This window comes from Streptomyces sp. NPDC005202 (genome assembly GCF_040608235.1).
Classification (GTDB): domain Bacteria; phylum Actinomycetota; class Actinomycetes; order Streptomycetales; family Streptomycetaceae; genus Streptomyces.
On sequence record NZ_JBEXHW010000007.1, the window covers coordinates 157,041 to 171,831 of the forward strand.

Genomic DNA, 14,791 nt, shown 5'->3' on the forward strand with positions numbered 1-14,791 from the left:
GTGCGGTTCACAGCTTGCCGCCCCGCCCGCCGTCGCGCCGCGCTGGCGCGATGAGCGTCGACAGGTAGGGCAGGGGAGCACCGTCGAGGTCGGCGGCCGGCCGGATGGACTCCTCCGGCAGCCCGAGCGCCGCCCCCCACACGGCGTCGTCGATCCGCCCGCTCTCCCGCAGCGCCTCGGCGACCTGACGCGCCTGCCGCCCGAACTTGTACGCGACGACCGTGCCCGGACCGCTCAGGGCGTCCTTGAGCACGGCGGCCCCGGCGGTGACCGGCACGAGCGTCAACGGCTCGGTGCCCTCGGTGAGCACGGCCCCCGAGCGCGCCGCCAGGTCCTGCATGGCGGTGATGCCGGGCACGGTCTCCACGACGGTCCCCGGCACCAGCTCGGTGACGGTCTGCGCGAGATAGGTGAAGGTCGAATAGACGTTGGGGTCGCCGATGGTGGCGAAGGCGACGCTGCCGTGGCGCCTCAGCAGCGCGGCCACCCGCTCGCCGGCCGCGTCCCAGGCGGCCTCGCGCCGCGCCCGGTCGGTCCGCTCGTTGAGCGCGAACACGACCCGGAGGACCTTCTCCTCGGGCACGTAGTGCAGCACGGTCGCCTCGGCCCGCCCGCGCTCGCCGGTGTCCATCACCGGCACGACGACGACGTCGGCCGCCCGCAGAGCATTGACTCCCTTGACGGTCACCAGCTCCGGATCGCCGGGCCCGACCCCGACCCCGATCAGCCTGCTGCTCATGACGTCCGGCACCTCTCGACGAACCGACGGGCGACACCGGGCGCGGACGCCCAGTGCATGTGCAGGTAACTCGCGTGCACACCTTGTTGTACGAAACCTTCGACCCGCCGGTGAGGGGCGCGCACGCCCCAGGCGGGAGCCGCCCCCGAGCCGGGCTCGACGACGGTCCGGTGGAACTCGTGCCCCCGCATCCGCGTCCCGGCCGCGGCGAGCACGCTGTCACCGACGGCGACGGCGTCCCGGTAGCCGAGGGTGAGCCGCTCGGTCATACGGGCGGTGGCGTCCAGCACCCCGCACATGGGCTGCCCGTCGAGTTCACGGCAGAGGTAGAGGAGTCCGGCGCATTCGGCGGCGACGGGGGCACCGCTCAGCGCGAGCTCGCTGATGGCCTTCCGCAGCGGCTCGTTGGCGGACAGCTCGGCGGCGTACACCTCCGGGAAGCCACCGCCGACGACCAGTCCGCGGGTGCCGTCGGGGAGTTGCTCGTCGCGGAGGGGGTCGAAGGTGACGACGACCGCTCCGGCGGCGGTGAGGAGCTCGGCGTGCTCGGCGTACGAGAAGGTGAAGGCCGGCCCACCGGCAACGGCGACCACCTCACGCCTTCCCGTGGCGGTGACCGGGGGTTCCCACGGTTCACCCGGCAACGCACCCGCACTCCGCGCCAGCGCGAGCAGGGCTTCCAGGTCGCACCCCTGCCGCACCTGCGCGGCCATCGCCGCCACCGCGTCCACGGCATCCGCCCGCCGCTCGGCGACCGGCACCAGGCCGAGGTGACGGGAGGGGGTGTCCACCTGCGCGGCCCGCCGCAGGACGCCCAGCACCGGCACCCCGGCCGCGTCCAACGCCTCCCGCAGGAGCGCCTCGTGCCGGTCCGACGCGACCTTGTTCAGGATCACGCCGCCGATCCGCACCTCCGGATCCCAGGAGGAGAACCCGTGCACCAGCGCGGCCACCGACCGCGACTGGGACGAGGCGTCGACGACGAGCACCACCGGCGCCCGCAGCAGCTTCGCCACCTGCGCCGTGGACGCCAGTTCACCCTCCCCGGCGGCCCCGTCGTACAGCCCCATGACCCCTTCGACGACGGCGATGTCGCACCCGCGGGCCCCGTGCCGGAACAGCGGCCCGATCAGGTCCGGCCCGCACAGGTACGCGTCCAGGTTGCGCCCCACACGCCCGGTGGCGAGCGCGTGATACCCGGGGTCGATGTAGTCCGGCCCGACCTTGTGCGGGGACACGGCGAGCCCCCGCTCGGCGAACGCGGCCATCAGCCCCGTGGCGACGGTGGTCTTGCCGCTGCCCGAGGAGGGCGCGGCGACGACCAGCCGGGGCACGGACGAGGACATCACCACTCGATGCCCCTCTGGCCCTTCTGCCCGACGTCCATCGGGTGCTTGACCTTGGACATGTCGGTGACGAGGTCGGCGAAGTCGACCAGCTTCCCGGGCGCGTTCCGCCCGGTGATCACCACATGCTGGGTGCCCGGCCGGTTGCGCAGCACGTCGACGACCTCGTCGGTGTCGACCCAGCCCCAGTGCATCGGGTAAGCGAACTCGTCGAGCACGTACAGCTTGTACGTCTCGGCCGCCAGGTCCCGCTTGACCTGCTCCCAGCCCTCGCGGGCCTTCTCCTCGTTGGTCGCGTTGTCACCCTGGATGTCCCGCTGGACCCAGGACCAGCCCTCGCCCATCTTGTGCCAGGCGACGGTCCCGCCCTCACCGGAGTCGCCGAGCACGCGCAGCGCCCGCTCCTCGCCGACCTTCCACTTCGCCGACTTGACGAACTGGAACACACCGATGGGCCAGCCCTGATTCCAGGCGCGCAGCGCGAGCCCGAACGCGGCGGTGGACTTGCCCTTGCCGACCCCGGTGTGCACGACCACGAGGGGACGGTTCCGCCGCTGCCGCGTCGTCAGCCCGTCGTCCGGAATCACACTCGGCTGTCCCTGAGGCATTACGCGGCCCTCCTCTTCCCGGCACCCTGCACATCCCGTACGAGCCCGGCGATGCTGTCCGCCCGCAGCTCGTCCAGCGTCACCGCCGTACCGCCCAGCTCACCCGCGAGCTGCCCGGCGAGCCCCAGCCGCACGGGCCCCGACTCGCAGTCCACCACCACCGACGCGACCCCCTCGGCCGCGAACAGCCGGGCGGCGCGCCCCGCCAGCGCGACCGGCTCGGGCCCACCGGTGGCACGGCCGTCCGTCACCACCACGACCAGCGCCCGCCGCGCCGGATCCCGCAGCCGCTCCACCCGCAGCACCTCGTGCGCCTTGAGCAGTCCGGCCGCGAGCGGGGTACGGCCGCCGGTCGGCAGCGACTCCAGCCGGGCCGCCGCCGCGTCCACCGACGAGGTCGGCGGCAGGGCGACCTCGGCCGCCGTCCCCCGGAAGGTCACCAGCCCCACCTTGTCGCGCCGCTGGTAGGCGTCGAGGAGCAGCGACAGCACGGCACCCTTCACGGCGCTCATCCGCTGCCGCGCCGCCATCGACCCGGAGGCGTCGACCACGAACAGCACGAGGTTCCCCTCGCGCCCCTCCCGGGTCGCCTGCCGCAGATCGTCCCGGCGCACCACGAGCCCCGGCCCCGACCGCCCGCGCGCCCGCTGGTGCGGGGCGGCGGCCTGCACGGTCGCCGCCAGGTGCAGCTTGGTGAGCGTCCCCCGGGGCCGCCGGGCCCCGGTCGTCCGCCCGTGCTCGGTCCGCGCCCGCGAGCGCCGCCCGGCCGCGCCCTCGCCGAGGCCGGGCACGCTCAGCACCTTCGTACGGAAGGGCTCGGCGGCGCGTACGGGCGACTGCTCGCCGGAGCCGGAGGCCCCTGGCCCGCTCTCACCGGCCTCGGGCCGGGCGGCCGTGTCACCGCCCTGAGGTGCGTCTGGGCCGTCCTGCGGAGGCTGCCCGCCACCGCCGCCGGGGCCGTCGGGATCCGGGTCGGGGCCGGGGTCGTCCTGGTCGGACCCGCCGAACTCCTCCAGCGTCTCGTCGAGCTTGTCCTCGTCGAGTCCCGGCGCGTCAAAGGGATTGCGCCGCCGCCGGTGCGGCAGCGCGAGCAGCGCCGCCTGCCGTACGTCCTCGGCGAGCACCTCGGTCCGCCCGGCCCAGGCGGCGAGCGCGGTCGCGGTCCGGGCCATGACGATGTCGGCGCGCATGCCGTCCACCTCGAATGCCGCACAGGTCGCCGCGATCTGCCGCAGCGCTCGGTCCCCGAGCCGCACGGACGGCAACAGCTGCCGTGCCGCCACGATCCGCGCCCGTACGGCGGCCTCCTCGTCCGCCCAGCGGGCGGCGAAGCCGGCGGGGTCGTCGTCGTACGCGAGGCGTCGCCGCACGACCTCCATCCGCTGCTCCGGCTCCCGGGAGGCGGACACCTCGACGGTCAGCCCGAACCGGTCGAGCAGCTGTGGCCGCAGCTCGCCCTCCTCGGGGTTCATGGTGCCGACGAGCAGGAAGCGAGCGGCGTGCCGTACCGAGACGCCCTCGCGCTCGACGTACGAGGCGCCCATCGCGGCCGCGTCCAGCAGCAGGTCGACGAGGTGGTCGTGGAGGAGGTTGACCTCGTCGACGTAGAGGATCCCCCGGTGCGCGTCGGCGAGCAGGCCCGGCTCGAAGGCCTTCACGCCCTCCGCCAGGGCCCGCTCGATGTCGAGGGCGCCGACGAGCCGGTCCTCGGAGGCGCCCACCGGCAACTCGACCATCCGCGCGGGCCGTTGGACACCGGGCCCCGCCTCGTGCGGCCCGTCCGGGCACGCCGGGTCGGGGGCGACCGGGTCGCACGAGAAGCGGCACCCGGGGACCACGTCCACCTGCGGCAGCAGTGCCGACAGGGCACGCACGGCCGTCGACTTGGCGGTGCCCTTCTCGCCTCGCACCAGCACACCGCCGACCGCCGGCGATACAGCGTTCAGCAGCAGCGCGAGCCGCAGGTCGTCCTGGCCGACGACGGCCGTGAACGGGAACGGGGTACTCACTTCTCGTCGCCCTCCAAGTCGCCTTCGAGCTCCAGGTAGGTGGCGCGCAGCCGCTCCAGCGTGTCCGCGTCCGGCTCGGCCCACAGCCCGCGGTCGGCGGCCTCCAGGAGCCGTTCCGTGATCCCGCGCAGCGCCCACGGGTTGGACTTCTTCATGAAGTCCCGGTTCTCGGCGTCGAAGACGTACTCCGCGCTGAGCTTCTCGTACATCCAGTCGTCGACCACGCCCGCCGTGGCGTCGTACCCGAAGAGGTAGTCGACGGTCGCTGCCATTTCGAAAGCACCCTTGTAGCCGTGCCTTCTCATCGCGCTCATCCAGCGCGGGTTGACCACTCGCGCGCGGAACACCCGGTGCGTCTCCTCGCCGAGGGTGCGGGTCTTCACCTGGTCCGGTACGGCGCTGTCACCGACGTACGCCTCCGGGCTCGCGCCCGTCAGATGGCGCACCATGGCGACCATGCCGCCGTGGTACTGGAAGTAGTCGTCGGCGTCGACGAGGTCGTGCTCGCGGGTGTCGACGTTCTTGGCCGCGACGGCGATCCGCCCGAACGCCGTCTCCATGTCCCCGCGGGCCGCCCGCCCGTCGAGTCCGCGCCCGTAGGCGTAGCCGCCCCACACCGCGTACACCTCGGCGAGGTCGGCGTCGGAACGCCAGTTGCGGGCGTCGATCAGCGGCAGCAGACCGGCGCCGTACGCGCCCGGCTTGGAGCCGAAGATACGGGCCGTCGCGCGCCGCCGGTCGCCGTGCTCGGCGGTGTCCTGGTCGGCGTGCGCACGGATGTAGTTCCGGTCGGCGGGCTCCTCGAGCTCTGCCACGGCCCGCACCGCGTCGTCGATCAGGCCGACGACGTGCGGGAACGCGTCGCGGAAGAAGCCGGAGATACGGACCGTGACGTCGATGCGCGGCCGGCCCAGCTCCTCGAGCGGGATCACCTCGAAGCCGGTCACCCGGCGCGAGGCGTCGTCCCAGACAGGGCGGCAGCCGAGCAGCGCGAGGATCTCGGCGATGTCGTCGCCCTGTGTGCGCATCGCGGATGTGCCCCAGACCGTCAGGCCGACGGACTTGGGGTACTCGCCCGTGTCCTGCAGATAACGGGCGACCAGCGAGTCGGCGAGCGACTGGCCGACCTCCCAGCTCAGCCTCGACGGAATGGCCTTGGGGTCGACCGAGTAGAAGTTGCGGCCGGTCGGCAGGACGTTGACGAGGCCGCGGGTCGGGGAGCCGGACGGGCCCGCCGGGACGTAACCGCCGTCCAGCGCCTTGAGGAGGTGGCCGATCTCGTCGGTGGTGCGGGCGAGACGGGGGACGACCTCGGTGCAGGCGAAGTTCAACACGGAGGCGGCGTCCGGGAGTTCGGTGCCGAGGACTTCTCGTACCAGAGTGGCGCTCTCCTCGGCCGCCCAGCCGCGCTCCTCCATGCCCTCCGCGATCCGTCGGCACAGCTGCTCCAGCAGGTCGATCGCGTCGGCGGCGGTACGGGCGGGGCCGTCCACCAGGTCCGTCAGCTCCACCGGCACCTTCACCGGGGCGCCCGGCTCGGCGAGCAGCTCCTTCTCCACCAGCCCGAAGTGCTCGGCCAGCGAGGCCCGCAGTCCGGGCAGCGCGTTTGCCTGCCCGCCCCACACCTGCGAGGCGCGCAGCACCGCCAGCACGAGGTTCACGCGCGGCTCGCCGACCGGGCCGCCGCCCAGGATGTGCAGACCGTCGCGGATCTGCACGTCCTTGATCTCGCACAGATAGCCGTCGATGTGCATGACGAACTCGTCGAACTCGTCGTCGTCCGGCTGCTCGTCCACGCGCAGGTCGTGGTGCAGCTCGGCCGCCTTGACCAGGGTCCAGATCTGGGCCCGCACGGCAGGCGCCTTGGCCGGGTCCAGGTCGGAGACGAGCGCGTACTCGTCGAGGAGCTGCTCCAGCTTGGCCAGGTCGCCGTAGGTGTCGGCGCGGGCCATGGGCGGTACGAGGTGGTCGACGACCGTGGCGTGGCCGCGGCGCTTCGCCTGGGTGCCCTCGCCCGGGTCGTTGACGATGAACGGGTAGATCAGGGGCAGGTCGCCGAGGACGGCGTCCGGTGCGCACCCCTTGCCCAGGCCCAGGCCCTTGCCCGGCAGCCACTCCATCGTGCCGTGCTTGCCCATGTGCACGATCGCGTCGGCGCCGAAGCTGTTCTCCAGCCAGCGGTAGGCCGCCATGTAGTGGTGCGACGGCGGCATGTCGGGGTCGTGGTAGATCGCGATCGGGTTCTCGCCGAAGCCGCGCGGCGGCTGGATCATGACGACGACGTTCCCGAACTGGAGTGAGGCGAGCACGATGTCGTCGCCGTCGACGTACAGCGAGCCCGGCGGCTCGCCCCACGCCTCGAGCATCGCCTCCCGCAGCTCGGGGTCGAGCGTGTCGAACCACGCCCGGTAGTCGGCGAGCGGCACGCGGGCGGGCGCGGCGGCCAGCTGCTCCTCGGTGAGCCACTCGACGTCGTGGCCACCGGCATCGATGAGGCGGTGGATCAGCTCGTCGCCGTTGTCGGGGTACCCCTCGACCACGTACCCGGCATTCCGGAGGGCGTCGAGCACCCGTACGGCCGAGGCGGGCGTGTCGAGCCCGACCGCGTTGCCGACGCGCGAGTGTTTGGTCGGGTAGGCGGTGAAGACGAGCGCGAGCCTCTTCTCCGCGTTGGGCTTGTGCTTCAACCGGGCGTGGCGTACGGCGATTCCGGCGACGCGCGCGGCCCGCTCGGGGTCGGCGACGTACACCGGGACGTCGGCGCCGTCCTCCAAGACCTGCTCCTTGAAGGAGAAGGGGACGGTGACGAGCCGGCCGTCGAACTCCGGGATCGCGACCTGCATCGCCGCGTCCATGGGGGAGAGGGCGGCATCGGACTCCTCCCACGCGGCACGCGAGGAGGTCAGACACAGCCCCTGGAGCACCGGGACGTTGAGGTCGGCGAGCGCCCCGATGTCCCAGGACTCCTCGTCGCCGCCGGCCGAGGCCTGCGAGGCGTGCGTGCCGCCGGCCGCGAGGACCGTGGCGACCAGGGCGTCGGCCCGCCCGAGGATCTCGTACAGCCCGGCGTCGGCACCGCGCAGCGAACCGCAGTACACGGGAAGAGCGTTGGCGCCGTGCGCCTCGATCGCGTCGCACAGGGTGTCCACGAAGGCGGTGTTGCCGCTGAGTTCGTGGGCGCGGTAGAAGAGCACGCCGACGGTCGGGCGGCCGTCGTCGAACTCACGCTCGCCGTGAACCCCGTACTCCGGCATCTTCTGCGGCTCGGCGAACCCCTCGCCGGTCAGCAGCACGGTGTCGGACAGGAACCGGGCGAGCTCGGTGAGGTTGGCGGGGCCGCCCTCGACGAGGTACCGCAGCGCCTCCGCCACCACACCCGCCGGCACGGACGACTCGGCCATCAACTCGGCGTCGGGCACGGCCTCCCCGCCGAGCAGCACGGTCGGGATGCCGGAGGCCCTGAGGGCGGCGAGCCCCTCCTCCCAGGCGCGCTTGCCGCCCAGCAGCCGTACGACGGCCACGTCCGCGCCCTCGATCAGTCCCGGAAGCTCCTCGGTGACGTCCACCCGGGCCGGGTTGCCGATCCGGTAGGGCGCGCCGGAGGCACGGGCCGCCAGCAGATCGGTGTCGGCGGTCGACAACAACAACACTGTGCTCATGCGGGCGCTCCCGGTGGAATGAAAGGCAGTCCTTGCGGCGCGCCCGACTCGATGAGCCGCCACAGCGCGTCCGTGTCCGCGTGCTGTTCGATCAGGTCGCCGAGCAGGTCGAGCTGTTCCTCGCGCAGCGCGGCGAATGAGGTGCCGGCGGCCGGTACGAAGCGGCGGCCCGCGGCGGCCGCCACCTCGCGCAGGAACGCCCGCCGGAAACCGTCCGACTCCATCGAGCCGTGCCAGTGGGTGCCCCAGGTCTGGCCGACCCGGCAGCCGTCCAGACTGTGTCCCTTGTCATCGGAGATGAACGTGTCGCCGCCCCTGACATCGGCGACCCCGTGATGGATCTCGTACCCCTCGACGCGCTCGCCGAGGGCCTCGCCCACCGGCCGGGTGAGGGTCTTCTCACGGGCGAACCGCACGCGCACGGGCAGGATCCCGAGGCCGTCGACATGGCCCCTGCGGCTCTCGACCTCGTCCTCGATGTGCTCGCCGAGGATCTGGAAACCGCCGCAGACGCCGAGCACCGGCCGTTGCTCGGCGGCCCTGCGGGCGATGGCCTCCGCGAGGCCGCGCTCCCGCAGCCACTCCAGGGCCCTGACCGTGCCGCGGGTCCCGGGAACCACGACGAGGTCGGCGTCGGCCAGCTCCTCCGGCCGGTCCACGAACCGCACGACCACACCCGGCTCGGCGGCCAGCGCGTCCACGTCGGTGAAGTTGGACATGAGGGGGACGGCACAGACGGCGACCCGCAGCACGTCCTCGCCGACCGGAGGGGCCACCACGGACTCCCGGACCGCGCCCCGCAGGGACACCCGCAGCCCGTCCTCCTCGTCGATCCCGAGCCCATGCCGGTACGGCAGCACCCCGTACGTGCGGCGCCCGGTGAGTCCGTGCAGCATGTCCAGCCCCGGCTCCAGCAGCGAGACGTCCCCCCGGAACTTGTTGACGAGGAACCCGGCGACGAGCTCCTGGTCCTCGCGCGACAGCAGCGCAACCGTCCCGAAGAAGGAGGCGAACACGCCACCGCGGTCGATGTCGCCGACGACGAGCACGGGGAGCCGGGCATTCCGAGCGATCCCCATGTTCACGATGTCGGTCCGCCGGAGATTGATCTCCGCCGGACTGCCCGCCCCCTCACAGATCACCGCGTCATACGTGCCCCGCAACTCGGCGAGACAGTCCAACACGGTCCCGAGCAGCCGCTGCTGCCGCCCGCCGTGATACCCGCGCGCGCTCAGCTCACCCACCGGCTTGCCGAGCAGTACGACCTGACTGCTCTGCTCGCCCCCCGGCTTGAGCAGCACCGGATTCATCAGCGCGGTGGGCTCGATGCGGCACGCCTGGGCCTGCATGGCCTGCGCCCGCCCGATCTCGGCACCGTCGCGCGTGACGAACGAGTTGAGGGACATGTTCTGCGCCTTGAAGGGCGCGACCTTGACGCTCTGCCGCACCAGCCATCGGCAGATCCCGGCGGTGACGACGCTCTTGCCGGCGTCGGAGGTGGTGCCGGCGACGAGGAGACCACCGCTCATGACGTACGCCCCTTCTTCAGCATCCGTGCGGCCGCGCACACTCCGAGCGCCAGCCAGCTCACGCGCCGGGAGAGCCGTACGGCACGCTCGATGTCCTGCACGACGACGGCGCGCCCCGTGCCGTTGAGCACGGGCCGGTGCTCCACGCGCCCCCCGTACGACAGCGTCCCGCCCAGCCGCACCCCGAGCGCCCCCGCGAACGAGGCCTCCACGGGCCCGGCGTTGGGGCTCGGATGCTTGGCGGCATCGGCACGCCAGGCACGCACGGCGCCCCGCGGATCCGGGCCCGCCGCTGCCGCGAGTACGGCGGTCAGGCGCGCCCCCGGCCACCCGGCGAGGTCGTCGAGCCGCGCGGAGGCCCACCCGTAGCGCCGGTACCGGGGCGACTTGTGCCCGACCATGGCGTCAAGGGTGTTGACGGCCCGGAAGCCGACGAGACCGGGCACCCCGCCGACGGCACCCCACACCAGCGCGCCCACCACGGCGTCGGAGGTGTTCTCGGCGACGGATTCCACCACGGCGCGCGCGAGCCCGTCGGCGTCGAGCGCCTGCGGATCCCGCCCGCACAGATGCGGCAGCCGGGCGCGGGCGGCCTCGACGTCGCCCGCTTCCAGGGAGCGCCCGACGATCCGGGCCTCCCGGGCGAGTGAAGTGCCCCCGACGACCGCCCAGGTGGCGGCGGCGGTGAGCGCCACGGAGGCGGCGGGGGAGCTACGTACCAAGCGAGCGGCGACGGCCCCGAGCGCCATGGCGCCACCGGCGCACACGGCGGTGTGCAGCGCGCCCCACCCGCGGTGGTCCCGCCACAGCACGCGTTCCACGGCACCGGCGGCCCGCCCGAACACGGCGACCGGATGCCCGCGGCGCGGATCGCCGAGGAGCAGGTCACCGAGGAGGCCGGCGGCGGCGCCGTACGCGAAGACGCGATCGGCACCCATCGGTTCAGCCGGCCGCGGGGTGGGGCAGGGGCCGGGTACTCAACCTCGAACGGCAGCCGCGCATCGCGATATGTCCTCACTCAGGGTGTCCACGCCCTGGTTCGACGAGACCGGCGGTGAGAGTTCCTGGCTCCCGGGGAAGTTCTTCCCCGGTCACAGTGGCGGGACCGCGCCGGATTCACACCGGCTTCCTCTCCTGCCGCCGTACATGGCTCCGGCAGTCCACCATGGCCCGCGAACACCCGTCAACTTGCCGTTGACCTGCGGGGGGGAGAGTGTGCCGAGGCCCACATGCGAGCGGTCGGCGGGGTCACAGAAAGGCGGGGTGCGGGACGTATCACCGTCCCGCACCCCGCCGGTGCCCGGGCGCGGCCGTCAGGCCACGATCAGCTGGATTCCGTACACCACCGCCGCCGCGCAGGCCGCGAAGCAGACGTAGGCGCCGGTGAGGGCGAGGGCGGTCGAGCCGCCGCGGGAGGCTGCGCGCTCGCGGTGGGAGAGGGCGGTGATGCCGAGGGTGAACAGGGCCACGAGGCCCACGGTGACCGCGAGGCTGACGCCGAAGACGGAGCCGAGGGCTGCCCAGTCGATCTTCATGGTGCTTCTCTTCCTTCTGCCTGGGGCGCGGGCTCAGACGGCGGCGGCCGGCGGGGTCGCCCGGTCGGCGGCGGGCGCGGACGCCGGGGCGGGGATCGTGGCCGCGAGGTCCTCGGTCACCGGGGCCGCCGGGGGCGGGGTCACGGCGGCGATCGCCGCGGTCACCACGCCGGCCGGCTCCTCGGTGTCGTTGACGTTGGTGTGGTCGACGACCTGGCGGCGGGAGACCTTCCAGATCGCGGCGCTGGAGGCGACCAGGAAGACCACGACGAGGGCGGTGCCCCAGTCGCCGTGGGCCGTCACGGCCTCCGCGCCGGCGCCGACCAGGGCCGCGGCCGGGAGCGTGAGGGCCCAGGCGACGACCATGCGGGTGGCGGTCGACCAGCGGACCACGCCGCCCTTGCGGCCCAGGCCCGCACCCATCACCGAGCCGGAGACCACATGCGTGGTGGAGAGGGAGAAGCCGAGGTGGGAGGAGGCCAGGATGGCCGTGGCCGCGCTGGTCTGGGCGGCGAAGCCCTGCTGCGGCTGGAGGTCGGTCAGGCCCTTGCCCATGGTGCGGATGATGCGCCAGCCGCCGATGTAGGTGCCGAGCGCGATAGCGAGGCCCGCGGAGAGGATGACCCAGGTGGGAGGGTTGGAGCCGGGGGCGATGGCGCCGCCGGCGATCAGGGCGAGGGTGATGACGCCCATCGTCTTCTGCGCGTCGTTGGTGCCGTGGGCCAGCGAGACCAGGCCCGCGGAGGCGATCTGGCCGACGCGGTGGCCCTTCTCGGCGGCCTCGCCGTCCGCCTTCCTGTCGATGGTGTACGACAGCCGGGTCGCGACCGTCGCGGCGACGCCCGCGACGACCGGGGCGGCGACCGCCGGGATCAGCACCTTGGTGACCAGGACGTCACCGTGGACCGCGCCGACGCCGGCCGAGGCGACGGTGGCGCCGATCAGGCCGCCCATGAGGGCGTGCGAGGAGCTGGACGGGAGTCCGACCAGCCAGGTCAGCAGGTTCCAGAGGATCGCGCCGACCAGGGCGGCGAAGATGACCTCGGGACGGATGCCGGTCTCGTCGACAAGACCCTTGGAGATCGTGTTGGCGACCTCCACGGAGAGGAAGGCGCCCACAAGGTTGAGTGCGGCGGACAGGGCCACGGCGACCTTGGGCTTGAGCGCGCCCGTGGAAATGGTCGTGGCCATCGCGTTGGCGGTGTCGTGGAAACCGTTCGTGAAATCGAACGCGAGTGCGGTCACCACCACAATCGCGAGGATCAGCGAGAAGCTTTCCATTTACCCAGGCAATCGTTCGAGGTCATTGGCTGGTTGAACGTAGGTAACCAGGGTGAACGGAAGATGAACTGGGGCGGTCTTTGCGGTGTCCGTAAGAGGGGGTCGTCGCTCCGTCGGGCTCGACGGCCCCCGTGGTTCCGGGCTAGGAGCCCCGTGCGAACTGCTTCAGCTGGTCCTGCGACCCGTTGTAGAGATTCTGGTCACCCGGGAGGCTGCCGCTGTTGTCGTACTGCCAGAACGTCCAGAACGACCAGCCGGCCGGCAGCGCCCCCGTGTCCGCCGATTCGTGGCGGGCGATCCACAGCGCGTGGTCCGCGGCGAAGGCGTCGCTGCCGCCGGTGCAGGTGTTCCACCAGTGGGTGGTCGTGTAGATCACCGGCCGGCGCCCGGTCTCCCGCTTGATCTCGTCGCTGAAGGCCTTGATCCAGTCGACCATCTTCGCCTTGCTCAGGCCGTAGCACTTGTGCTTCTTGTCGTACGGGTTGTACTCGATGTCGAGCGCGGGTGGCAGCGTCCAGCCGTCCGCCCGCCAGGCGCCGCCGTTGCGCACGAAGAACGCGGCCTGGGTGGTGCCCCAGGACTTGTCCGGCGCGGCGAAGTGGTAGGCCCCGCGGATCAGGCCCGCGCTGCGGGCGCCGTCGTACTGCTGAGCGAAGTACGGGTTGCGGTAGTTCGTGGACTCGGTCGCCTTGACGTAGACGAACTCGGCGCCCTTCGCCCTGGCGCCGGCCCAGTTGACGCTCTTCTGGTGCGAGGAGACGTCATGTCCCTGCGGCGGACTCGCCGCCGAGGCCGGTAACGCGGCGAGCGAGGCGCCACCGAGGGTCAGTGCCGCCACGGTTGCCGCGACGGCGCGGGCGCGGTGGCGGGGTGGTGTGTGATCACGGGCCATGTGCTTCCCCCGAACGGCGACGTGCATGACAAATCGTCCCGAGAGTAGTAGAAGATCATTTAATCCCAGCAGATCTCCGGCCAAGCAGCGGCACGAGGGGACATGTGTGGATATACGCTCTTTCGGAGGCGTGGCTTCCGGCCTAAGGTGCCCCCGCCGCGGCGGCCGCTCGACCGTCGGCTGGCAGGATCGCGGCATGGCTGAACAGCGGCGGGACCAGGGGGACGTGCGAGGTGTCCGGGAGGGCGCACAGGATGTGCGGGAGCTGCGGGGGAGGGGTGGGGGCGAGAAGGAGGCGCGCGCCTGGGAGGCGCTCGTCGCGGCGGCCCGCCGCACGGTGTCGGACGGGCTGGTCGTCGGCACCTCCGGCAATGTGTCGGTGCGCGTCGGGGACACCGTCCTGGTCACGCCGTCGGGCGTGCCCTACGACCGGCTCACGCCGGACGACGTGACCGGCGTCGACCTGGACGGCCGCCAGGTGCTCGGCACGCTGATTCCGACCAGCGAACTGCCCATGCATCTCGCGATCTACCGCAGCACCGACGCGCGCGCCGTCGTCCACACCCACGCCGTGCACGCGACGGCCGTCTCGACGCTCGTCCCCGAGCTGCCGGCGGTCCACTACATGGCCGCCGCACTCGGCGGACCCGTCCGGGTTGCCCCGTATGCGACGTACGGCACCGAGGAGTTGGCCGAGAACATGCTCCGTGCCCTCGCCGACCGCTCCGGCTGCCTCCTCCAGAACCACGGCACCATCACCTACGGCGCCTCCCTCGACCAGGCCTACGACCGCACGGCCCAACTGGAGTGGATGTGCCGCCTGTGGCTGACGGCGTCGTCGGTACCGGGCCTGACGCTCTCGCTGCTGTCCGACGAGCAGATGGCGCAGGCGGGGAAGCGGCTGCGGGGGTACGGGCAGCGCGGATAGACGGCGGTGGTGCGCCACGGGCAGCGCGGATAGACGGCGGTGGTGCGCCACGGGCAGCGGGGATAGACGGCGGTGGTGCGCCACGGGCAGCGCGGGATAGACGGCGGTGGTGCGCCACGGGCAGCGGGGATAGACGGCGGTGGTGCGCCACGGGCAGCGCGGGATAGGTGGCGGTGGTGCGCCACGGGCAGCGCGGGATAGGTGGCGGTGGTGCGCCACGGGCAGCGCGGGATAGGTGGCGGTGGTGCGCCACGGGCAGCGCGGG

The 14,791-nt window shown here is 72.8% G+C and carries 11 protein-coding genes and 1 riboswitch; of the genes, 1 reads left to right on the forward strand and 10 read right to left on the reverse strand.

What is annotated here, in order from left to right; all coding sequences use genetic code 11:
• Positions 1-7: 7 nt before the first annotated feature.
• From cobI to ABZV31_RS14615, 10 genes are all read right to left on the reverse strand, one after another.
• Positions 8-739 carry a precorrin-2 C(20)-methyltransferase gene (gene cobI, locus ABZV31_RS14570; protein ID WP_355892846.1) on the reverse strand — a complete coding sequence of 244 codons (732 nt, stop codon included), beginning with the start codon at positions 737-739 and terminating at the stop codon, positions 8-10.
• Positions 736-2,085 (reverse strand): cobyrinate a,c-diamide synthase, encoded by a 1,350-nt coding sequence (locus ABZV31_RS14575; RefSeq protein WP_355892849.1) that lies wholly within the window; start codon positions 2,083-2,085, stop codon positions 736-738. Before ABZV31_RS14575 ends, cobI begins: the two co-directional genes overlap by 4 nt.
• On the reverse strand, positions 2,085-2,693 hold the full coding sequence (gene cobO / locus ABZV31_RS14580; RefSeq protein ID WP_355892852.1) for a cob(I)yrinic acid a,c-diamide adenosyltransferase: 609 nt from the start codon (positions 2,691-2,693) through the stop codon (positions 2,085-2,087). Before cobO ends, ABZV31_RS14575 begins: the two co-directional genes overlap by 1 nt.
• On the reverse strand, positions 2,693-4,702 hold the full coding sequence (locus ABZV31_RS14585) for a putative cobaltochelatase (RefSeq protein ID WP_355892855.1): 2,010 nt from the start codon (positions 4,700-4,702) through the stop codon (positions 2,693-2,695). Before ABZV31_RS14585 ends, cobO begins: the two co-directional genes overlap by 1 nt.
• The gene (gene cobN, locus ABZV31_RS14590) at positions 4,699-8,361 is read right to left on the reverse strand and encodes a cobaltochelatase subunit CobN (protein ID WP_355892857.1); all 3,663 of its coding nucleotides are present in this window, start codon (positions 8,359-8,361) and stop codon (positions 4,699-4,701) included. Before cobN ends, ABZV31_RS14585 begins: the two co-directional genes overlap by 4 nt.
• The gene (locus tag ABZV31_RS14595) at positions 8,358-9,890 is read right to left on the reverse strand and encodes a cobyric acid synthase (protein ID WP_355892859.1); all 1,533 of its coding nucleotides are present in this window, start codon (positions 9,888-9,890) and stop codon (positions 8,358-8,360) included. The genes cobN and ABZV31_RS14595 overlap by 4 nt, the downstream gene beginning before the upstream one ends.
• Positions 9,887-10,828 (reverse strand): cobalamin biosynthesis protein, encoded by a 942-nt coding sequence (locus ABZV31_RS14600; protein ID WP_355892862.1) that lies wholly within the window; start codon positions 10,826-10,828, stop codon positions 9,887-9,889. Before ABZV31_RS14600 ends, ABZV31_RS14595 begins: the two co-directional genes overlap by 4 nt.
• A 99-nt stretch (positions 10,829-10,927) precedes the next feature.
• Positions 10,928-11,071, reverse strand: a riboswitch (cobalamin riboswitch).
• A 132-nt stretch (positions 11,072-11,203) separates the two neighbouring features.
• Complete coding sequence (locus tag ABZV31_RS14605) at positions 11,204-11,425, reverse strand: hypothetical protein (protein ID WP_355892865.1); 222 nt, start codon at positions 11,423-11,425, stop codon at positions 11,204-11,206.
• Positions 11,426-11,458: 33 nt separating this feature from the next.
• On the reverse strand, positions 11,459-12,706 hold the full coding sequence (locus ABZV31_RS14610; protein ID WP_355892868.1) for an inorganic phosphate transporter: 1,248 nt from the start codon (positions 12,704-12,706) through the stop codon (positions 11,459-11,461).
• A 142-nt stretch (positions 12,707-12,848) separates the two neighbouring features.
• On the reverse strand, positions 12,849-13,598 hold the full coding sequence (locus ABZV31_RS14615) for a lysozyme (protein ID WP_355892871.1): 750 nt from the start codon (positions 13,596-13,598) through the stop codon (positions 12,849-12,851).
• Positions 13,599-13,794: 196 nt separating this feature from the next.
• Here ABZV31_RS14615 and ABZV31_RS14620 point away from each other — a divergent pair, with 196 nt between their 5' ends.
• On the forward strand, positions 13,795-14,526 hold the full coding sequence (locus ABZV31_RS14620; protein ID WP_355892874.1) for a class II aldolase/adducin family protein: 732 nt from the start codon (positions 13,795-13,797) through the stop codon (positions 14,524-14,526).
• The last annotated feature ends 265 nt before the right edge of the window (positions 14,527-14,791 follow it).